20 protein-coding genes are annotated in these 21,088 nt (G+C 59.8%); 12 read left to right on the top strand and 8 right to left on the bottom strand.

Translation table 11 applies throughout. The features are described 5' to 3' along the window. Positions 1 to 385: 385 nt before the first annotated feature. Positions 386 to 1,327, bottom strand: a complete 942-nt coding sequence (locus tag NI20_RS0105215; protein WP_033120383.1) for an alpha/beta hydrolase — start codon at positions 1,325 to 1,327, stop codon at positions 386 to 388. Positions 1,328 to 1,477: 150 nt separating this feature from the next. On the opposite strand from NI20_RS0105215, the gene NI20_RS0105210 reads away from it, so the two are divergent. Beyond that, positions 1,478 to 2,752 carry a hypothetical protein gene (locus NI20_RS0105210; protein ID WP_033120382.1) on the top strand — a complete coding sequence of 425 codons (1,275 nt, stop codon included), beginning with the start codon at positions 1,478 to 1,480 and terminating at the stop codon, positions 2,750 to 2,752. 25 nt (positions 2,753 to 2,777) lie between these two features. Next, entirely contained in the window at positions 2,778 to 3,470 is a 693-nt protein-coding gene (locus tag NI20_RS0105205) for a DUF6320 domain-containing protein (protein WP_033120381.1), read from the top strand. A gap of 68 nt (positions 3,471 to 3,538) precedes the next feature. Here the strand turns inward: NI20_RS0105205 and NI20_RS0105200 are convergent, their stop codons facing one another. The 3 genes from NI20_RS0105200 to NI20_RS0105190 form a co-directional block, all read right to left on the bottom strand. Further along, complete coding sequence (locus NI20_RS0105200) at positions 3,539 to 4,120, bottom strand: helix-turn-helix domain-containing protein (protein WP_242842925.1); 582 nt, start codon at positions 4,118 to 4,120, stop codon at positions 3,539 to 3,541. Positions 4,121 to 4,290: 170 nt separating this feature from the next. Beyond that, a complete protein-coding gene (locus NI20_RS0105195; RefSeq protein ID WP_033120380.1) occupies positions 4,291 to 4,515 on the bottom strand; it encodes a Lar family restriction alleviation protein in 225 nt (74 codons plus the stop codon). 134 nt (positions 4,516 to 4,649) lie between these two features. Then, complete coding sequence (locus NI20_RS0105190) at positions 4,650 to 6,419, bottom strand: Na/Pi cotransporter family protein (RefSeq protein WP_033120379.1); 1,770 nt, start codon at positions 6,417 to 6,419, stop codon at positions 4,650 to 4,652. A gap of 260 nt (positions 6,420 to 6,679) precedes the next feature. Between NI20_RS0105190 and ptcA the strand changes: the two genes are divergently transcribed. Genes ptcA through aguA form a run of 3 tightly spaced genes read left to right on the top strand, consistent with a single transcriptional unit; the run spans position 6,680 to position 10,247 of the window. Further along, positions 6,680 to 7,729 carry a putrescine carbamoyltransferase gene (gene ptcA / locus NI20_RS0105185; RefSeq protein ID WP_052084442.1) on the top strand — a complete coding sequence of 350 codons (1,050 nt, stop codon included), beginning with the start codon at positions 6,680 to 6,682 and terminating at the stop codon, positions 7,727 to 7,729. A gap of 8 nt (positions 7,730 to 7,737) precedes the next feature. Continuing rightward, positions 7,738 to 9,114 (top strand): APC family permease, encoded by a 1,377-nt coding sequence (locus tag NI20_RS0105180; protein ID WP_033120378.1) that lies wholly within the window; start codon positions 7,738 to 7,740, stop codon positions 9,112 to 9,114. Between the two features lie 29 nt (positions 9,115 to 9,143). Next, positions 9,144 to 10,247: an agmatine deiminase gene (gene aguA / locus NI20_RS0105175; protein ID WP_033120377.1), complete on the top strand. Its 1,104-nt coding sequence runs from the start codon at positions 9,144 to 9,146 to the stop codon at positions 10,245 to 10,247. 50 nt (positions 10,248 to 10,297) lie between these two features. Here the strand turns inward: aguA and NI20_RS0105170 are convergent, their stop codons facing one another. Further along, positions 10,298 to 11,215, bottom strand: a complete 918-nt coding sequence (locus NI20_RS0105170) for a LysR family transcriptional regulator (protein WP_033120376.1) — start codon at positions 11,213 to 11,215, stop codon at positions 10,298 to 10,300. A 271-nt stretch (positions 11,216 to 11,486) separates the two neighbouring features. Here NI20_RS0105170 and NI20_RS15630 point away from each other — a divergent pair, with 271 nt between their 5' ends. The 4 genes from NI20_RS15630 (at position 11,487) to NI20_RS0105155 (ending at position 14,993) form a co-directional block, all read left to right on the top strand. After that, positions 11,487 to 11,642, top strand: coding sequence for a hypothetical protein (locus NI20_RS15630; protein WP_242842924.1), 156 nt, complete (start codon positions 11,487 to 11,489; stop codon positions 11,640 to 11,642). Continuing rightward, positions 11,569 to 12,405: an AEC family transporter gene (locus NI20_RS13805; protein ID WP_369699399.1), complete on the top strand. Its 837-nt coding sequence runs from the start codon at positions 11,569 to 11,571 to the stop codon at positions 12,403 to 12,405. The genes NI20_RS15630 and NI20_RS13805 overlap by 74 nt, the downstream gene beginning before the upstream one ends. A gap of 72 nt (positions 12,406 to 12,477) precedes the next feature. Further along, complete coding sequence (locus NI20_RS0105160) at positions 12,478 to 13,791, top strand: Na+/H+ antiporter NhaC family protein (protein WP_033120375.1); 1,314 nt, start codon at positions 12,478 to 12,480, stop codon at positions 13,789 to 13,791. A 14-nt stretch (positions 13,792 to 13,805) separates the two neighbouring features. Beyond that, positions 13,806 to 14,993, top strand: coding sequence for a M20 family metallopeptidase (locus tag NI20_RS0105155; RefSeq protein WP_033120374.1), 1,188 nt, complete (start codon positions 13,806 to 13,808; stop codon positions 14,991 to 14,993). 55 nt (positions 14,994 to 15,048) lie between these two features. Here NI20_RS0105155 and NI20_RS0105150 read toward each other — a convergent pair whose 3' ends face one another. Then, positions 15,049 to 16,248 carry an acetate/propionate family kinase gene (locus NI20_RS0105150; protein ID WP_033120373.1) on the bottom strand — a complete coding sequence of 400 codons (1,200 nt, stop codon included), beginning with the start codon at positions 16,246 to 16,248 and terminating at the stop codon, positions 15,049 to 15,051. A gap of 174 nt (positions 16,249 to 16,422) precedes the next feature. Here NI20_RS0105150 and NI20_RS0105145 point away from each other — a divergent pair, with 174 nt between their 5' ends. The 3 genes from NI20_RS0105145 to NI20_RS0105135 all read left to right on the top strand — a co-directional run bounded on the left by NI20_RS0105145 (position 16,423) and on the right by NI20_RS0105135 (position 19,723). Next, positions 16,423 to 17,622, top strand: a complete 1,200-nt coding sequence (locus NI20_RS0105145) for a nucleotidyltransferase family protein (RefSeq protein WP_033120372.1) — start codon at positions 16,423 to 16,425, stop codon at positions 17,620 to 17,622. 32 nt (positions 17,623 to 17,654) lie between these two features. Further along, the gene (locus NI20_RS0105140; protein ID WP_033120371.1) at positions 17,655 to 19,019 is read left to right on the top strand and encodes an RsiV family protein; all 1,365 of its coding nucleotides are present in this window, start codon (positions 17,655 to 17,657) and stop codon (positions 19,017 to 19,019) included. Between the two features lie 98 nt (positions 19,020 to 19,117). Then, positions 19,118 to 19,723 carry a hypothetical protein gene (locus NI20_RS0105135; protein WP_033120370.1) on the top strand — a complete coding sequence of 202 codons (606 nt, stop codon included), beginning with the start codon at positions 19,118 to 19,120 and terminating at the stop codon, positions 19,721 to 19,723. A 51-nt stretch (positions 19,724 to 19,774) separates the two neighbouring features. Here NI20_RS0105135 and NI20_RS0105130 read toward each other — a convergent pair whose 3' ends face one another. Next, positions 19,775 to 20,455, bottom strand: coding sequence for a hydrolase (locus NI20_RS0105130; RefSeq protein WP_033120369.1), 681 nt, complete (start codon positions 20,453 to 20,455; stop codon positions 19,775 to 19,777). A 57-nt stretch (positions 20,456 to 20,512) separates the two neighbouring features. Further along, positions 20,513 to 21,076, bottom strand: coding sequence for a hydrolase (locus tag NI20_RS0105125; RefSeq protein ID WP_033120368.1), 564 nt, complete (start codon positions 21,074 to 21,076; stop codon positions 20,513 to 20,515). Between the last annotated feature and the right edge of the window lie 12 nt (positions 21,077 to 21,088).

Raw genomic sequence — 21,088 nt, 5'->3', positions numbered from 1 at the left:
TCCCTGCGATTCGAAACATTCAGCAACCGCGCCTTACTATCGTGAGGCGCGAGTGACGATTGCTTGGCGGCAGACTGCTTGCCGAATGCGGCATTGCTGCGCTCGCCGCATTGTGGAGACTGGCGGTAGACGGAAATTAGTCTGTACTTCTACAAGATGGGCAGAGCGGCAGCGGATAATAGAAGCAGAGGCAAATCGTATAGCAATGCTAACGCGGCAACGCCGCGCGCAGGCATCCGATTCGGCAAGCGCCGCAGCTCTTCGAGCTGCTCGCCTGCAATGTGAATTTTCTCCGGGAGGGTGCAAGGGAGGGGTATCTCTTTTCGAAAAAGAGATACCCCTCCCTTATCCGCGTCCCCCAAACCAGGTGGGGAAAAACCGGAACTTATTGTTCCAAAAGGAACCGTGCGATATTTTCTATTGCAACAGAAGCCTTTCTAATGGGAAACATCTGAAACACATGCCACATCCCCTCGCTGACCTGCAGGCGGCAGGGAACGTTTGCGCGCTTCATCGCCTGATAGAGTTGTTCTGAATCCGAATACAGAATCTCGTGGTCGCCGACCTGGATGAGCGTCGGCGGGAAGCCGGTGAAGTCGGCAAAAAGTGGGGACAGGTCGCTCGAACGGTAGTCTCTTCCTGCGGCGTAGGCGAGGCGCACGGCTTCGATGTACTCGGGCGTGAGCATCGGGTCGATCTCCGAGCACTCGGTGTAGGATTTGCCGGACATCGTCATGTCGGTCCACGGGGACATCAGGATGAGCGTGCCGGGGAGTTTGCGGCCCGCCGCCTTGAGGCGGCTGCAGAGCACGAGAGCAAGGTTGCCGCCCGCGCTGTCGCCCGCAAGCACGATATCGCGCGCGCCGTAGCCTTGGAGCATCAGATAGTCCCACGCGCGCAGCGCGTCCTCGACGGCGGCGGGATAGGGGAACTCGGGCGCGAGGCGGTATTCAAAGCTCAGCACATCGTAGCCCGTCGCATGCGCGAGCTTGGACGACAGTACGCGCGAATAGCCGAGGTTGCCGCTCGTGTAGCCGCCGCCGTGGCAGTATAAAATCGCATGGCGGCTGCCGTGGGGGGCCTTGAGCCGCGTCCACGCCGCGCTCATGCCCGAGAGGGCAAATTCCTCGTAATCCATGCCCGTCATCGGCGCAGTCAGCTTGCCGAGGACCTCCTGACTGCGGCGCTGACGCTCAAGCTCTTCGGCGGTCATGCTTTCTGGCGCACCGGCGCTGTGCAGCGCCTTGAGCGCACGCATCAGCGGGTCGAGATGCGCGTTCTCGGCCTCGCTCTTCTTTTTGCGGATGATGCGGAGTTTGGGTTCCATAGCTCCTCCTGAAAAACAAAATTCTTTGGGAGCATGATATCATAATTTCGTAAAAATGCCAAGGAAAAGCCGCATCTTTCTTGTAGCGCGCCCAGCTTTGTGCTACAATGAACCTCTCAAGACCGCGCAGAAGGAAAGAGGGAACATCGGATGGCCAAGCCCAACAGCAAATGGTATAAGCTCGACTCCGCGGGCACGCTCTACTCCGCGCTGCAAAAGGAGGAGTATTCAGCCATCTACCGCTTTTCCGCTCTGATGGAAAAAGACGTCGACCCCGCGGCGCTTCAGCGCGCCATCGACCGCTGCATGCCGCGCTTCCCGACCTTTGCCGTGCGCATCCGTAAGGGTGCGTTCTGGTACTATTTGGAGCACAACAGCGCGCCGGGGCCGTTTTTGAAAGAGGACGTGTCCGACCCCTGCCAGCCCGTGCGCTTCAAGGAAGACAACGGCTGGCTCGTGCGCTTTTACTATTACCGCAACCGCATTTCGATCGAGGTCTTCCACGCGCTTTCCGACGGCGGCGGAGCCATCGTCTTCTTCCGCACGCTGCTGGCCGAATACCTGCGCCAGACCGGCGTTGATATCCCTGCGGGGAACGGTGTGCTTGATTTGAACGAGCCGCCGCGCGAGGAGGAGATGGAGGACGCCTATGCCCGCTACGCTGGACACCACGCACTGGGCCTTCACCGCCAGCCGACGGCGTATCAGAATACCGGCACAAGCGAGCCGTTTTACACGTTCCATGTGACGATGGGCTTCGTGCCGCTCTCGAAGCTGCGCGAGGAGTCGAAAAAGTACGGCGCGTCGATCACCGAATACCTCTCCGCTGTGCTCATTTACGTCATTTTGGAAAAGCAGAAGCGCGAAAAGCCCTACCGCCTGCGCCCCGTGGCGCTGGCCATCCCCATCAATCTGCGCGGCTGGTTCCCGAGCGAGACGCTGCGAAACTTCATTACCACCGTCCGCCCGTATATCGCCCCCGCGCTCGGCGACTACACGTTCCCCGAGATCGTCTCGCAAGTGCGGCATTTTATGAAGCTGCACATCAACCGGCAGGAATTGCAGGCGGCGTTCACGGGCAACGTTCGCTTTACGGAAAACTTTTTCCTGCGGCTCATTCCGGTCGTTTTCAAAAATCCCGTCATGGCGCTCAATTACCGCCTGCACGGCGTGAGGCCCTATTCCTGCACATATACGAACCCAGGCGCGTTCACCGTGCCGCCCGAAATGGCTGAGCATATCCGCGGTGCGGAGGTCATTCTGGGACAGGCGACGGTGCCGCGCTGCCACTGCGCGTCCATCAGCTATGGCGACACGATGGAGATCACCTTTGCCGGCACGCAGGCGGAGACGGACACCGAGCGCGACTTTTTCCGCTTCCTCGTGCGCGCGGGCATCCCCGTGCGCGTAGAGAGCAACCGATGAATAGCAGATCGAAAGAAGGAATTTGATGTCATATTGTGTTAAATGCGGCGTGGAGCTGGACGAGGGCGCGGAGCGCTGTCCGCTCTGCGGCACGCCCGCGTGGAAGCCGGACGAGACCGCACCGCGCTATTTCCCGACCAAGCCGGCCGAGGTGCCGAGAGCATCGCGCAGAGCCGCCGCCGCACTGCTGACGGCGATGCTCGCGTCCGTGTCGCTCTGCTGCGCTCTGTTGAATCTCATTTTGCCGACGGAGCACCCTTGGGCGCTGTACGTCGCGGGCGCGGCAGTGATGCTGTGGATCTGGTTCGCGCTGCCGATGCTCGTGCGCGGCATCCCGATTTTCTTCCGCCTGACAGCGGACGTCGCCGCCATCGGCATTTACGTGTGGATCATCTCCGTTGCGCTGCACGGGGGGCGCTGGTTCCGCGGGCTCGTGCTGCCGATGCTCGGCTGGGCGTGCGTTGTTGTATTCCTGTTGAGCTTTCTGCTGCGCGACGGCAGACGCTCGCGCCTTTCTTCCATCGCCATGTGCATCGGCGCGGTGGGCCTGATGGCGATGGGCGTCGAATACTGCCTTGACCGGTATTTTCTTGAGGTGTGGCAGCCGAGCTGGTCGCTCGTCGTGCTTGTCATCTGCATCGGGCTCATCATCCCGCTGTGCATCGTGCGCCGCGTCCCGTCGCTGCGTGAGGAAGCGCGCAGACGCTTCAATATGTGAAACCTGCTTCTGAAAATGGAAAACCCGCCCTGACGCTTTTGCGTCGGGGCGGGTTTTGTGATGTTTGCTTACAGCAGCAGCCAGCTGAGCACCATGCCGACAAGCAGTGTGATCCCGGCGGTGAGCAGGGCGAGCAGAACTTTCTGATAGGGCCGCTTGCCCGCTTCGACCTTCTGCTCGATCTCGTCGAGCCGCTTCCCTTCGCTGAAGGCTAAGATCTCCTTGTAGGATTGGACGTTATTTGCTTTTTTGATGCGCTCAAGGCGGTGGGCAAAGTACATCGCGCTGCCCCAGAGCAAAAGCTCCGGAATGAGGCCGTACAGGCCGAACCACTTGAGCAGCGGCACGGGCAGAATGATCGTGGCGGCGAGCAGAACAGTGTAGATGATGGCGTCGCGGTTCATGGCTTTGACATCGGCGGCGTTGACTTCCTGTTTCATGGTTTCCAAATCTCCTTTGATGAGTTGGTCGAGCGAAACATCGAAGAGGGCGCTGAGCAGGAGCAGACTGTGGATATCGGGGTAGCTCTTGCCGTTTTCCCACTTGCTCACGGCCTGCGCGCTCACGTGGAGGGCTTTTGCAAGCTGCTCCTGCGTCATGCTTTTGGAGAGGCGCAGCGTTTTGATCTTGCTGCCGATGTCGATGTTCATAAAGGCAAAACTCCGTTTCTATAAAGTGCGGACGTCCTTGATGAGTTCAGTATAGCCGATTGCAGGAAAACGCGCAATGGAGGGGGAGTTTCGCGCGCTCAAACGGCGGTTGAGCGCAAAAAGGACGGAAGATGCTTTTCTTCCGTCCTTTTTATGCAGTTCCAGTCGAATCAGTCGCCGACGCCGGGGTTCAGAACCTTGCCGACGTTCCACAGGTGCGCGACCTGCTGCGCGGCGGCCAGACGTTCCTCGGGGGACTCGTAGCTTGCGTGCGCGGTCTGCGCGCCGCAGTCGACACAGGTGACATAAACGCACCAGCCCTGCTCATCCTCCACCGTACCGGTGCCGCGGCAGTAGGGGCAGTCCTGCAATTCGATCTCATAAATCGGGTCCATGGTATCATCCTTTCCTACCGCGCAAAATTGACAGTTTGCGCGGAAATAACCTAATGACCGTAGTATAGCAGGGAAACGGGCGCTTTACAAGCAAGAAAATAGCAAAAATGGGGCGCTCGCAAGCGCCCCGCTTTTTACACGTTTGACGACGGAACAGGAAGCTGGTACTTTTCCACGTAGGATTCGTACGTCTGCTGGAAGCTGCCGTCGGCAGTCTTGGCCTGGCGCAGCGTTTCGTGCAGGTTGAGGTTATGCGCACGGGCGTCGATGACGCAGCCGGCGATGTTGGAACAGTGGTCGGATGTGCGCTCAAGGTCGGTCAGAAGATCGGAGAGGACAAAGCCAGCCTCAATGCTGCAATGGCCCTGCTGCATGCGCAGGATGTGGCGCGTGCGCATCTGCTCTTTGAGCGTGTCGATGACCTGCTCGAGCGGCTCGACCTGTTGGGCGAGCGCGACGTCCTGCGAGGAGAAGGACTTGAGCGAGAGCGAAAGGATCTCGCGGATGGCGGAGGTGAGAATGGCGAGCTCGTTGAGGGCGCTGCCGGAGAACGTGAGGCCCTTTTGCTCCATCTCCTCAGCGGAGGAGAGAATGTTGACCGCGTGGTCAGAAATGCGCTCAAAGTCGCCGATGGTCTTGAGTAACTCGGTCGCCTCCTCGCTCTCGTCGCGGCCCATTTTCTGCGTGCTGAGCTTGACGAGGTAGGTGCCGAGGATATCTTCATAGTGGTCGCAAAGCTCCTCATCGTCGCGGATGCTCTGGGCGAGCTCGGGCGTGTTGTGGTCAAGGGCGGTGAGAGCGTTGTTCAGCGCGCGCACGGCGCAGTCCGCCATTTCACGGGCGACGGCGCGGCTCTGGCGAAGGGCGAGGGACGGGGTGGGGAGAAGACGCTCGTCGAGCTCGGTCGTCTTTTCACCCTGCGTCTGGGGATCGTCGGGGACGATGCGGCAGGCGAGCTTTTCAAGAAGGCCGCCCGCGGGCAGGAGCATGGCGGTGCAGAGAATGTTGAAGACCGAGTGTGTGACGGCGATGCCCGCCATGGTGGCGGATTCATTGAGCAGCGCGGGCGCAAAAGCCGCGCGCACAATGCAGAAGACCGTCAGCAGCACGACAACGCCGATGACATTGAAGAGAAGGTGAACGACCGCGGCGCGGCGGGCGTTTTTGTTCGTGCCGATGGACGACAGCATGGCCGTGACGGTCGTGCCGATGTTCTGGCCCATGATGATGGGAATGGCCGCAGCATAGCTCACAGAACCCGTGACGGCGAGCGCCTGCAAAATACCGACGGACGCGGAGCTCGACTGGATGATGGCCGTGAGCAGCGCGCCGGCGAGCACGCCGAGGAGGGGATTCTGAAAGGCAACAAAGAGATTCGTGAACGCGGGGACGTCCTTGAGGCCCGCGACCGCGCCGCTCATCGTCTCCATGCCGAACATGAGCGTGGCAAAGCCGAGCAGGATCATGCCGGTGTCCTTTTTCTTGTTATCCTTGCAGAACATGTAGTAGATGATGCCGATGAGCGCAAGGACGGGAGTGAAGGATGAGGGCTTTAAGAGCTTGATCCAGAAGTTGCCGGAGTCGATGCCGCCAAGGCTCAAAAGCCAGGCCGTGACGGTCGTGCCGACGTTGGCACCCATGATGACGTTGATGGCCTGACGCAGCGTCATCAGGCCCGAGTTGACAAAGCCGACCACCATGACCGTGGTGGCGGACGAGCTCTGGATGATGGCCGTGATGCCAAGGCCCGTTAAAAATCCGGCGAATACGCTGCCGGTCATCTTGTCGAGAAGGGAGCGGAGCTTACCGCCCGCGCGGCGCTCGAGCGCCTGGCCCATCAGGTTCATGCCGAAGAGGAACAGGCACAGCCCGCCAATCATCGTGAGCACATTGAAAATATCCATATTTTCTATCTTTCCTTTTTTCTTTTTTGAGACTCTATTTATAACCAAGTAATAGTTTACGCGCCAAATGTCAAAACTGCCAGAGGAGAATTGTAAAATCTATGTAAAATACACAGCGGCGACGGAATGCGGCGTGATTTGTGTCATGTTGCACAGTTTTTTTTCGCATGAACTGGAAAAAAGTGCAGACACTAAGCGCAGCATTCGCCGCGGCGTCTGCCTCCGCGGCAAAAAGCAACTTGAAATGTCGGAGGAATCGTATGAAAAAAGACTTTATCGACACCAATGAATTCACAAAGCAGGAACTGCTCGACATCATCGACTTGTCGCTCGCCATCAAAAAGGCCATTAAGGCGGGCTACTATCCGCCCCTGATGCGCAACATGACGCTCGGCATGATCTTCCAGCAGTCCTCTACGCGCACGCGCGTCTCGTTTGAGACCGCGATGAGCCAGATGGGCGGGCACGCGCAGTATTTAGGCCCCGGTATGATCCAGCTCGGCGGGCATGAGACCATCGGCGACACGGGCAAGGTACTCTCAAAGCTTGTCGATGTCGTGATGGCGCGCGTCATCGAGCACAAGACGATCGAAGAGCTCGCAAAAAGCTGCACCATCCCCGTCATCAACGGCATGTCGGACTACAACCACCCCACGCAGGAGATCGGCGACCTCTGCACGATCGTGGAGAACCTTCCGCAGGGGAAGAAGTTAGAGGACTGCAAAGTCGTGTTCGTGGGCGACGCGACGCAGGTGTGTGCATCGCTCGGCTTCATCACGACGAAGCTCGGCATGCACTTTGTCCAGTACGGCCCGCAGGGCCACCAGCTGAATGAGCAGCACAAGGAGATCATGAAGAAGAACTGCGCGCTCTCCGGCGGCAGCTACCTTGTCACCGACGACCGCGAGAGCGTACGCGGCGCGGACTTCATCTATACCGATGTGTGGTACGGCCTCTACGAAAACGAGATGCCGAAGGAAGAGCGCGTGCGCGTCTTCCACGACTATCAGGTCAACCGCGAACTGATGCAGCTCGGGAACCTTGGCTGTAAATTCATGCACTGCCTGCCCGCGACGCGCGGCGAAGACGTGACCGACGAGGTCGCCGACTCCGACGCCTCTCTCTGCTGGGAAGAGGCAGGCAACCGCCTGACGGCCATGCGCGGCCTTCTTGTCTACTTTACACGCTGCCGCAAGGAGCCGAGCGGTCTTCAGATCGCGGCGGCGAAGGAGGAGCTTGACAAAGTGCTCTGCGACAAGCTCGGCTGCGTCGAGGCCTACTGCGGCGTTTCGAAAGCGGAAAAGAGCTGAGAAAAACCATGGAGAAGAATCAATTCCGGCTCGCAGACGTCATTTTGTCGGTCATCTGCGTGGTGTTTGTCGCCGAGGCGGCGGCGCCGGTCGCGTCGATCGGCAACAGCCAGTATTTCTGGTGGATCTTTATGATATTGGCGTTTCTGCTGCCCTACGGCCTCATCGCCGCCGAGCTCGGCACAGCCTACGCGGGCGACGGCGGGCTCTATGACTGGATCCACGCGGCGTATCCGAACGGCAAGTGGGCGGCGCGCGCCTCGTGGTACTACTGGATCAACTTCCCGCTGTGGATGGCATCGCTTGCGGTGATGTGTCCCGAGCTCATCACGTTCATCACGGGGCGGAGCCTCGGGACGTTCGGCTCGCTCGTGGTCGAGCTTCTGTTCATCTGGATCGTCACGCTCGTCGCGTGTTATCCCGTGTGTGACAGCATCATTATCCTGAACGTGAGCGCTGTCATCAAGATCGTGCTGGCGCTGCTGGTCGGCGGGCTCGGCGTGTGGTATATCAGCCGTTACGGCTTTGTCAACGACATGTCGGCGCGGACATTTCTGCCGTCGTTCGACTTAAACAGCCTCTCGTATATCTCCGTCATCATCTTCAATTTCCTCGGCTTTGAGGTCGTGTGCACGTATGCAAACAATATGAGCGACCCGAAAAAGCAGATCCCGCAGTCTATCGTGACCGGCGGCATCGTCATCGCGGCCATCTACCTCTTCTCGGCGTTCGGCATCGGCGCGGCAGTGGATGTGCGTGAGATCAGCGTGGATTCGGGGCTTATCGACGCGGTGTCGCTCATTTTAGGCGGCAGCGGCGGCGTGCTCGTGGGCGTGGTGGCGCTTTTGTTCCTCGTGACGCTGTTCGGCAATATGATCTCGTGGTCGATGGGCGTCAATTCGACGGCGGCGCTGGCGGCGGACCACAACGACATGCCGCGGGTGTTCGCCAAGCGCTGGGCAAAGAACGACATGCCCGTCGGCGCGGCGGTCACGTCGGGCGTCGTCGCCTCGTGCGTGTGTGTTTTGGGTGTGCTCATCGAGATGGCGTCGCCGGACTCGTCACTCTTCTGGAGCTTTTTCGCGCTGAATCTCGTGATGCTGCTTTTGAGCTATCTTCCCGTGTTTCCGGCGTTTTTGAAGCTGCGGCGCGAGGATGCGAAGACGCCGCGCCCGTTCCGCGTGCCGGGGTCTGACACGGCGCTCAAATGGATCGCCTACGTGCCGATGGTGCTCATCGTCATTTCGATCATTTTCACTGCGGTCCCGCTCTCGTTTGACGCAGAGACGCTTGCGAGCTTTCTGCCCATTACGATCGGGTCGATCCTCAGCGTGGCGATCGGCGAGGTGCTGATCGCGCTGCGCGGGAAAAACGCGCGCAGCTAAGTATGGTTTCATCATAAGGAGACAAAGTTATGGCAAAACGAATCATCGGCACAACGCCGAAGCAGGACGGGTATCGCATGCCCGCCGAATTTGAGCCCCAGCAGGGCGTGTGGATGCTCTGGCCCGAGCGCAACGACAACTGGCGCGACGGCGGCAAGCCCGCGCAGAAGACCTTTGCTGACGTGGCAAAAGCCATCGCAAGATTTGAAAAGGTCACGGTCGGCGCATCCGTGCGCCAGTATCAGAACGCGCGCGCCAAGCTCCCCGAAAATATCCGCGTCGTGGAGCTCGAGAGCGACGACGCGTGGGTGCGCGACTGCGGGCCGACGTTCCTTGTGAACGACAGGGGCGGTCTTCGCGCGGTGGACTGGGAGTTCAACGCCTGGGGTGGGCTCGTCGACGGGCTGTATTTCCCCTGGGACAAGGACGACCAGATCGCGCGCAAGATCTGCGAGATCGCGGATGTGGACAGCTACCGCACCGAGGGCTTCGTGCTCGAAGGCGGCTCCATCCACGTCGACGGCGAGGGCACGGTGCTGACGACCGAGATGTGCCTGCTCTCCGAGGGGCGCAACCCCGACAAGAGCAAAGAAGAGATCGAGCAGATGCTTTGCGACTATCTTGGCTGCGAGAAGGTGCTGTGGATCAAGGACGGCATCGACCCCGATGAGACGAACGGGCACATTGACGACGTGGCGTGCTTCGTCGCGCCCGGCGAGGTCGCGTGCATCTGGACGGAGGACAAGAACCATCCGTTCTACGAACAGGCGCAGGCGGCGTACAAATTCCTGAGCGAGGCGACGGACGCCAAGGGTCGCAAATTAAAGGTTCACAAGCTCTGTCTGACGAAAAAGCCGTGCTTACTCGAGGGCGCGGATACCATCGACGCCGTGGAGGGCACCATCCCCCGCGAGGACGGCGAGGTCAGCATCGCGTCGTATATGAACTTTTTGATCGTCAACGGTGCGGTCATCTTGCCGCAGTACGGCGACGAAAACGACGCAGTCGCCATCGAACAGGTGCAGAAAATGTTCCCCGACCGCGAGGTCGTGGGCGTGCAGACGAAGGAGGTCGCCTTCGGCGGCGGCAACATCCACTGCATCACCCAGCAGCAGCCTGCGGTGAAGAAGTAAAAAAGAGTGCCGTCCGTGCAATAAATGTACGGGCGGCGTTTTTATGGTGCTTATGCAGTCTGCTCACGGGCGATGCGGATGAATTCCGAGAGCACGCTCCACGGATACGAGCGGCTCAAGTACCCAAAGCAGATGGGATAGGAAGCCTCTGAGCAGAGCGGGAGAATGTGCAGGTGCGCGAGCTGCTCGGGCGAGAGCGCCGTGTGCAGCAGATTTTCCGGGCAGAAGCATGCGCCGACCCCCTGCTCGCAGAGCGCGAGCAGCGTTTCGACGTTTTCTGATGTTGCTTTGCTGACGGGCGAGACGCCCGAGGAGCGCAAAAGTCCGCGCCCGATGCGCCCGCCGATGTCTTCCGCGGAGCCGAGGACAAAGGGGCAGTCACACAGGGCACTTAGGTTTCCCGCGGCGATCTCGCCGCGGTGCGTGTCGAGGTCGATGCCGCACTGCGCGAGCAGCCCATCGGACAGGCACAGCACGATGTGCTCCAGATAGTAATCCTCAAGCACCACGCCGGGGAGCGGGTGTGGAAAGCCGGCGATGGCGAGGTCAATGCCGCCGCTGAGCAGCGCCTTCTGGATCGCGTCGTTCGAGCCTTCGAGCAGTGTGATCTCGACATTCGGATACTGACGCTGAAAGGCGGGGATCAGGCGCGGCATGATGGCGCGGCCGCGCGTGTAGGCGATGCCGACGCGCAGCTCGCCCTTCTGATTTTCGGAGATATCGCAGAATTCGCGTTCCATGGCCTGTCGCGTCTGCCCGATGGATTCGGCATAGCGCAGAAACGTGCGGCCCGCATAGGTGAGCTCAAGCGGCGTGCGGCGCACAAGGAGCGTGCAGCCAAGCTCCTTTTCAAGTCCCGCAATGTGGGACGAGAGCGACTGCTGCGTGATGTGCAGCGCTTCGGCGGCGCGGGTGAAGTTTTTCTCCCGCGCGAGCACGAGAAAATAGTCAAGAGAATGGAAATTCATGGGAACGCTCCTTTTACAGTTGTTTCTTGTAGAATATATCAATTTTAACAGTTTTACAAGATGAAAATCCGCGATTATACTAAAGACAACGAAAGGCTGAACGAACGGCAAAGCGCACGGGTTTTCTTTTTCACCGCGCCTCCATCCACACACGTTCGTTCGCTTTGCGTGGGGGAACCTGACAGCCGGAGCACCAGCAGGAGATTTTGCAATTTCTGCCTGCTGCACTCCGGCTTGCAGGGCATATCGGAAAGGATGGCGGGAGAGGAACATGAGCATTTTAGAGCTGGGGAGCTTGCAGCTCACGCTTTTTGCGATGATGCTGATCGGCGCGCTGCTCAATAAAGAAGGACATCATCGACGAAAACGGCAAAAAGTGCCTGGCCGACCTCTGTATCAATGTGGTCATCCCGTGCAACATCTTTAAATCCTGCCTCATTGAGCTGGATGCGGGTGTGCTCAAGTCCTGTGCGATGCTGTTTGTGAGCGCAGTCGTCATGCAGCTATTGTGCCTCGCCTTGAACCGGTTCCTTTTTGAACGCTATGATCCGCAGCGGAAAAAGGTGCTGCAATACTGTACCATCGTGCCGATGAGCGGTTTTCTCGGCAATCCCATCGCCGAGGGCATCTACAACGAGGTCGGCGTACTCTACACCTCGATTTTTTTGATCCCGATGCGCATTGTGATGTGGTCGGTCGGCACGACGTACTTTGTCGCGGGCGAGACGGTGGAAAAGAAAAAGCTCATCAAAAACGTGCTGACGCACCCCTGCCTTGTCGCCATCTACTTGGGACTTCTCTGCATGGTGACGCAGGTGCAGTTGCCATCCGTGATCCTGAACACCGTGAAGTATATCGGGAACTGCAACTCCGCACTGACGATGTTTATTGTCGGCACGATCCTGACGGATGCGCCGCTCAAGAGCATCGTGAGCCGCGACACGGTAAAGTTCAGCTTGCTGCGGCTCGCGCTGCTGCCCGCGGCAGCGCTGGGCGTCGGTCTGCTGCTGCACCTTGAACCGACGGCGCTTGGCGTGAGTGTCCTGATGACGGGCATGCCCGCGGGCGCGACGGCGGCCATCTTTGCCGCCAAATACGGCAGCGACGCGCCGTTCGCCGCGCGAAATGTCGTGTTCACAACGCTTTTATCCATGCTGACGCTGCCGCTGTGGGCGTATGCGGTGGGATAAAAACGAGTTTTCTTTTTGATCGCTTCGTGCTAAGATAGCGATACTGTGTTAAAAAGGATAGGGAGGACTGGGATGGCTGCGATCGTTTTATTCTGCCTTGCGCTGCTCGTGTGCATCGTGCTGGGGACGAACATCCTCTACGCGCTCCTGGCGGGGCTTGTGATCTTCACGCTGTACGGCAAAAAGCAGGGCTTTTCGTGGAAAGAACTCGGGAAGATGATCTGCTCGGGCGTGAAGACATCGACGAGCGTGCTGCTCGTCTTTCCGCTGATCGGTATTCTGACGGCATTCTGGCGTGCGTGCGGCACGCTGCCGTTCATCATCTGCTGCGCCGTCGACCTCATCCGGCCGGAGATCTTGCTGCTGATGACGTTTCTCCTAAACTGCGGTGTCTCGATGCTGACAGGCACGGCGTTCGGCACGGCGGCGACGATGGGCACCATCTGCGTGAGCGTCGGCATTTCGATGGGCATGGACCCCGTGCTGCTCGGCGGCGCGATGCTTTCGGGCGTATACTTCGGCGACCGCTGCTCGCCGGTCTCGACGAGCGCGCTGCTCGTGAGCGAGCTGACGGAGACGAACATTTACGACAACATCAAGCGCATGCTCAAGACGGCGCTCGTGCCGTTTCTTCTGAGCTGCGGCGTCTATGCGGCGCTCGGCATGGTGAAAAGCGGCAGCGGTGCGGCGGGCGAGCTGTGGTCGCTCTACGGGCGCGAGATGACGCTTCACTGGGTCATGTGCCTGCCGGCGGTGCTCATTTTGATCCTGTCGGTCCTACGCGTGAACGTGAAAAAGGCGATGTCGGTCAGCATTTTAGCGGCGGTCGTGCTGTGCATTTTCCTGCGGCATCTGGATGTTATGACGATCCTCAGGACCGCAATCTTAGGCTACACGGCGTCGGACGCCGAGGTCGGCGCGATGCTCAACGGCGGCGGCATCATTTCAATGGTGCGCGTGGCGCTGATCGTGATGATCTCGTCGGCGTATTCCGGCATTTTTCGCAAGACGGGGCTGCTCGACGGGCTGTGCGGGCGCGTGACGGCGCTGAGTGAGAGGACCTCGCCCTATGCCTCAATGCTGCTGACGGCGGTTTTGGCGAGCCTTCTCGCCTGCAACCAGACGCTGACGATCATCCTGACGAACCAGCTCTGCGCGCCGTCGCAGAAGGATAAAGAGGAATTTGCCATCAACCTTGAAAATAGCGCCGTCGTCATCGCGGCGCTTGTGCCGTGGTCGATTGCGGGGGCGACGCCGCTCTCGACCGTCGGCGCGCCGATGACAGGCATGGCGTTTGCGTGCTTTTTATACATCCTGCCGCTGTGCGAGCTCGTGCGGCGGACGGCGCAGCAGCGCGCGGCGAAAAAAACCGCCGCGCAGAAATGAGAAAGGAAGTTTGCATGAACGGAGAGACTTTACTGGCGGAAGCCATCGAAATGAAAGACGAGATCGTCGAGAACCGGAGAGCGATCCACCGCGCGCCGGAGGTCGGCGCGCACCTGCCGCAGACGGTTCAATTTGTCGAAGAAAAGCTGCGATTGCTCGGCTATGAGCCGCGCGAGCTGGGCGGCGGCGTGGTCGCGGAGCTCACGGGCGAGGATACGGGGCGCTGTATCCTGCTGCGCGCCGACATGGACGCGCTCAAGGTGAAGGAGAAGACCGACCTGCCGTTCCGTTCGGAAAACGGCAGCATGCACGCCTGCGGACACGACATGCACGCAGCCATGCTGCTGGGTGCTGCAAGGCTACTCAAGGCGCATCAAAGTGAGATTAAGGGCACTGTGAAACTTGTCTTCCAGCCCGACGAGGAGGGTTTCACGGGCGCGAAAGCAATGCTTAAGGCCGGTGTGCTGGAAGCGCCGAAGCCGCAGGCGGCGATGGCGCTGCACGTGAACTCCGGGACGCCGTCGGGCCTCGTGCTCTGCGGCAAGGGAACGTTTATGGCGGGTTGCACGCTGTTTCGCATCACGATCAAGGGTGTCGGCTGTCACGGGGCAATGCCGGAGACGGGCGTCGACCCAATCAACATTGCCGCGCACATCTACCTTGCGCTTCAGGAGATCACGGCGCGCGAGCTGCCCGCGAAGACGCCCGCCATCGTGACGATGGGCAAATTCAGCGCGGGGCACGCGCCGAATATCATCCCGCAGGAGGCCGTGATCGAGGGCACGATCCGCACGTTCGACCGCGACGTGACCGCGCTGATCCTGTGCCGCATCGGCGAGATCGCGGACGCGACGGCCAGGGCCTTCCGCGGCAGCGCGAGCGTCGAAGAGCTTGCGAGCGCGCCGCCGCTCAAAAACGACGAGGCGCTGACCGAGCAGATGGCACGCTGCGCCGAAATGCTGTTCGGCGAGAAGAGCGTCTACCGCCTGCGTGAGGGCGGGATGGGCTCGGAGGACTTTGCGTCCTACACCTACGAGCTGCCGTGCGCGTATCTGTTGCTCGGCGCGGGCACGGCGCAGGAGGACGCGCGCTACGGAAAGCCCATGCACAACGAGAGCGTCGTCTTCAACGAGAACATTTTACCGCGCGGGAGCGCACTGCTCGCCTATGGCGCGATGCAGTGGCTCGAAGACCGGCAATAAAAAAATCCGCTTACGAATTTCGTAAGCGGATTTTTTATAATCGGTTGTCGATGACTTAGCCGACGAGCGCCTCGGTATCCATGGCGATCATGAGCTCCTCGTTCGTGGGGATAAGGAGGACGGTGACCTTGGAGTCGGGCGCGGAGATGACGCGTTCTTCGCCGCGGACCTTGTTGGCGTCCTCGTCCATCTTGACGCCCATGAACTCGAGGCCGGAGGCGATGGCCATGCGCTGGGAAGCGCTGTTCTCGCCGACACCTGCGGTGAAGATGATGGCGTCCACGCCGCCCATCGCGGCGGCATACGCACCGATGAGCTTCTTCACGCCGTAGTTGAACATATCGACGGCAAGGCCGGCGCGCTCATTGCCCTGCTCGAAAGCCTCTTCGAGATCGCGGAAGTCGGAGCTGACGCCGCTGACGCCCATGACGCCGGACTTCTTGTTGAGGACATTGACCATCTCCTTGATGTCCATGCCGTACTTGTTCATCAGGTACTCGAGGATACCGGCGTCAATGTCGCCGGAGCGGGTACCCATGGGAAGACCGGCGAGCGGGGTGAAGCCCATGGAGGTGTCGACGCTCTTGCCGCCGTCGATCGCGGTGACGGAGGAGCCGTTGCCGAGGTGGCAGGAGATGAGCTTGAGCTGCTCGATGGGCTTGCCGAGCATATCGGCCGCGCGCTGGGAAACATACTTGTGAGAGGTGCCGTGGAAGCCGTAGCGGCGGACCTTGTCCTTCTCATAGTACTCATAGGGAATGGCATAGGTATAGGCCACGGGGGGCATGGTCTGGTGGAAGGCAGTGTCGAACACGGCGACCATGGGCACGCCGGGCATGAGCTCCTGGCAGGTCTTGATGCCGATGATGTTGGCGGGGTTGTGGAGTGGGGCGAGGGGATTGCACTCCTCGATTGCCTGCATGACCTCGTCGGTGATGACGACGGACTTGGCAAACTTTTCGCCGCCGTGGACGACGCGGTGGCCGACAGCGTCGATCTCCTTCATGGAGCCGATGACGCCGTTCTTCTCGTCGACGAGCGCGTTCAGCACGGCCTGGATGGCCTCGCTGTGGGTGGGCATGGAGACGGGAGCGGCCTTGATGGCTTCCTTGCCGGGAAGCTGGGGCTTATAGGTGAACAGACCGTCGATGCCGATGCGCTCGCACAGACCCTTCGCCAGCAGCTCGCCCGTGGTGGGGTTGAGCAGCTGATACTTCAGGGAAGAAGAACCTGCGTTGATGACCAGAACATTCATAAGTATACTCCTTTTTCCGAGGGCGCTTGCATTGCGCCCAAATTTCCGATAAAATAAGAATCAAATTAATCGGATGTACAATTCGATACAGAATATATTATAACAACTTTTTTCGCAAAGACAAGTAAATTTAACAAAACGTAACTCTTTTGTAACCGCTTTGAGAGGACTTCCATGAGGGTATTTGGTATAATATGCGAATATAATCCCTTCCACCGCGGCCACAAGTGGCAAATTGATGAATTGCGCCGTCTGGCAGGCGAGGAAGAGTGCGCGGTCGTGTGCGCGATGAGCGGCGATTTTGTCCAGCGGGGCGATTTTGCCATTGAACGCGCGCATGCGCGCGCCGAGGCTGCCGTGCGCAGCGGGGCAGATTTAGTCCTTGAGCTGCCGCTGCCGTGGGCCATTTCGTCGGCGGAGGGCTTTGCCCGCGGCGGCGTGAGCATTTTGGCGGCGACGGGCGTGGTCGACACGCTGGTCTTTGGCAGCGAATGCGGTAACGCGGCGAAATTGCAGCGCGCGGCAAAGGCACTGCTGCGGGCGGATTTTCCCGACGCGCTGCGAGAGGAGCTTGCCAAGGGCCTGTCCTTTGCCACGGCGAGGGAGAGCGCCACGAGGGCGCTCATCGGCGAGGATGCCGCGGTGCTCCGGGAGCCGAACGATATCCTCGGCGTAGAATACTGCAAGGCGCTGCTGCAAAGCGGCAGTACCATCGCGCCGCTGGCAATATTGCGAAAGGTCGTCGGGCACAACGGGGGTGCGGCGAAGGGCTTCGCCTCGGCGAGCCACATCCGCGAGCTGCTCACGAACGGAGAGGACGCCTCCGCGTATCTGACGGCGGAGAGCGCCGCCATCTATGCGCGCGAATGCGCAGCGGGCCGCGCGCCGGTGACGATGCAGAATGCGGAGCGGGCGGTGCTTTCCCGGCTGCGCGCGATGTGCGAGGAGGACTTCGCCCGCTATGACAGCGGGAATGAAGGCCTTTATCGCCGGTTTTATGACGCAGCGCGGACGGCAGCGTCCGTCGACGAGCTGCTCTCCGCGGTGAAGACGAAGCGCTATGCCTATGCGCGGCTGCGGCGGATGCTGCTTGCGGCGTATCTGGACGTGACTGCGGCGGATGTGCCGCCGGAGGTCCCCTATCTGCGCGTGCTGGCGTGCAATGAGCGGGGACGAAAGCTGCTCAAAACGATCAAAAAAACGGGAAGCGCACCGGTGCTGACCAAGAGCGCCGATGTGCGCGCGTTGAGCGAGGAGGCGCAGAAGCTCTTCGCTCTGACGGCGCGCGCGGCGGATCAATACGTGCTCGCCTATCCCGAGCTGCGCGCGGCCAGAGGCAGCAGCGCGTGGACGGAGGGGCCTGTGATCGTTTGAGCAAGGAACCGAGACCTCGAAAGGAGAACAGAATGAAAAAATGGATGACGCTGCTGCTTTGCTGCGTGCTGGCGCTGAATTTGACCGCCTGCGGCGCAGGAGCGCCCGGCGGGCCGGAGGACAACGCGCCGCCGCAGGCGAGCACGCTGCACTTTGAAGTCGCGACGCAAGTTTACGAAAACGAGTACAAGGCCGACGACGGCACGGTGCTTCTGGCGGAGCGCTACGAACTGCCGGTGCTCGAACTGCGCACGGAGGACGGCGAGCTCTACACGCTGGCGGAGAACGTGACGGCGAACGGCGGTGCGGGAAAACCCGCGCAGGTCACGGCGCAGAATGCCTTCAACACGGAGATGAATAATGTGCTCGCAGGGCTTGAGTCCGAGGCGGCGCAGATGGCCGCAGAGGCCAAGGAGCTCTATGCGGAAAACGGCACATCGGTCTTTTTGAACGGAAGCTACTGGACGAACGAGCTGAGCCTGACGCAGACCTACATGACCGAGGGGAAGCTCCTGAGCGTCGCGGCGGAGAACTACACCTACTACGGCGGCGTGCATCCGAATTCCGCCACCCGCGCGTGGAGCTTTGATCTGACGACGGGCGAATTCCTGACGCTGGACGCGCTGGCCTCGGAGGAGGGCAATTTGCAGGGAAACTCGCTGCAGGAGAGCATTTATTGGAATATCTACGAGCAGATCGCGCAAAAGGGCCTCAGCGAAGGATATTTTGACGATTATGACTCTTATTTGCAGGATTTCCCCACGCTCGCGACGCTGAACTTTACGGAAAACGGCCTGACGGTCACGTTCGACCAGTACGTCATCGCGCCGTATGCGGCAGGGCCGCAGGTGTTCGCGGTGCCGTACAGCGAATTCTACAACGCGCTGAGTGAGCACGCGAAGACGATTTTAGACGTCTCGCAGGAGCAGACCGTGTTGGCGGATTTCGACACGGCGATCACACTGTGGGCGTGGTTCTTTATGAACACGCCGCCGATCGGAGATGCGCCGGACGAGACGGAGATCAACGGCTACACCTACTACAGTGCGGCGATCCCCAGCGTTTCGACGCTCGAGGACATGCACGATCTGATGTACCGCTACTTCGACAAGGCGCTGGTCGACCAGTGGTTTGAAGAGTCTGACCGCTACGCTGAGGTGAACGGCAGACTATACGTCCTGTCTGCCGACCGCGGCAGCGACGATTCCGTAATCGATGAGATGCACAGCGTGACGCTCGACGGTGAGAGCGGCACCGTGACTCAGACCATCACCTACGGCGATTGGGACGAAGCGTCGCAGAGCTGGACGCCGAACGGCGAGGAGGAGAACTTCGAATATCCCTTTACCATCGTCGGCGGCCACGCGGTGTTCTCCGCGTTCCCGTGCCCGTACTGAGAGAATAGGAGAGAGAGAGGAGAGTCCCATGGCGTAAAAAGTGCGGCCGCGCCGCAGAAGCGATCATAATAGGACCACTCTAACGGAGAATGAGAGAAATGAAGAGAGTAAAAATCTTCCTACTGCTTTTTACCCTGTGCTGCGCACTGACCGCCTGCGGCACGAAGCCCGCGGACGACGTACCGCCGCCGGATGATGAGACGTCTACGGTGGACATCGAATGGTTCAACACGGAATTTTTCAATGTGGGCAGCGGCGTGTGCATGACGAATATGCTGCTCAGCAGCTATTACGACACCGCCGCGGACATCGACCTCTATGAGCTCTTTTATAATGGCCCGACAGGAATACAGGAAGAGGTCACTGAGGCAGAACAGACAGCAATCGGCCCGGTGGCGTTTGAGCATTATCCCATCAAAACGCAGAGAACGGAAATGGACGCCTTTTTGCAGGAGTATTTGGGCGTGGAACTGGACGAGACGAACAAAAAGAATCTCGACCAGTTCATCTATCTCGAGGAGTACGACGCCTATTATCTGCTCCACGGCGATACGAATTTCCAGCGCTGCACGGTCACCTCGCTCGAGCAGAACGAGGACGGGACTATCGCGCTCGCCTATGAGCAGGAGAGCGGTGAAAAGGGGATCGTCACGCTGAAGGGCAGCAAAGGCAGCTACCAGTTTTTGTCGAACAAGGAAGCGTGAAGATAAAAGAAAAATGCTGGCTCATAAGAGCCAGCATTTTTTATATGTAGCTTACCGGTAGCGCTCGCGGTGTGCGTGCATGATCTCAGCCAGCAGCACACCGTTGTCGGGCGGGGTGTAGGTGATGGCGTTCGCGCCTGCCGCGATGGTCTTGCGAATAGTCTCATCCTTCGGGCCGCCGGTGGCGATGATGGGGATCTCGGGATGGCGCTCGCGGAGCGCGGCGACGAGCTGCGGCGTTTCCGACGCGGCAGAGACGTTCAAAATGTCAACGCCTGCGGCAATACGAGCCTCAGTGTCCTGCGTGGCGGAGACGATGGTCGCCACGACCGGAATGTCGATGTGCGACTTGATGTCGCGCAGAATATCCGCCGAAACGGGCGCGTTGAGCACAACGCCGTAAGCGCCGCAGTGCTCAGCCTCCATCGCCTGGGCGACAGAGCGCGCGCCAGACGTGAAGCCGCCGCCGACGCCGCAGAACACGGGCATATCCGCCACGCTGATGACGGCGCGCACGATGCGCGGCTGCGGGGTAAAGGGATAAACGGCAATCACCGCATCGGCATTGACGCTTGCGATGGTGGCAACGTCAGTGGAAAAGACAAAGGACTTGATCGTTCTGCCGAAGATGCGGATGCCGCTGCACTCGTTGATGCACTCGGGCACCATCAGCATATGGTTGCGGAGCTTTCCGCTGTAACTCGGCGTGGGCGTAGGGGTAAAATCGCTCATAAAAGCACCTTCCTTTCCGCAGGTAATAAATGACCGGTAGGAATTTATGCAGGGAAATTATTCGACATGACTGCTTGCGCGCATGGCGAGGATCGTCTGCTCAATGAGCGTGTCAAGATCCCAGCCGAGCATTTCCGCGCCGCGCTCGATGACCTCGCGCGAGCAGCCGGCGGCAAACTTCTTGTCCTTATACTTTTTCTTGACGGATTTGACCTCAAGATCGCTGACGCTCTTGCTCGGGCGCATGAGCGCGACCGCGCCGATCAGGCCTGTGAGCTCGTCGGTGGCAAAGAGGACCTTTTCCATCTCGTGCTGAGGCTCGGGAAGGCCGTCAAAGTGCAGGCCGTAGCCGTGGCTGGCGGTGGCGCGGATCAGGCGCTCGTCGAGACCGTTTTCACGCATGATCTCCTGCGACTTGATGCAGTGCTCGTCGGGATACATCTCAAAATCAAGGTCGTGGAGAAGGCCGACGATCTCCCAGAAGTCCGCCTCGTCGCCATAGCCAAGCTTTTCTGCGTACCAGCGCATCACGTCGGCGACGGTGTTGGCGTGCTTTAAGTGGAATTCACCCTTGTTGTACTGCGTGAGCAGCTCCCACGCCTGTTCTTTCGTATATGCCATAATGATGGCCTC

Source organism: Oscillibacter sp. ER4 (assembly GCF_000765235.1).
GTDB classification, from domain to species: Bacteria; Bacillota; Clostridia; order Oscillospirales; family Oscillospiraceae; genus Hominicoprocola; species Hominicoprocola fusiformis.
Note: the sequence above shows the minus strand (reverse complement) of the source record. Positions and strands in the feature narration are given on the sequence as shown.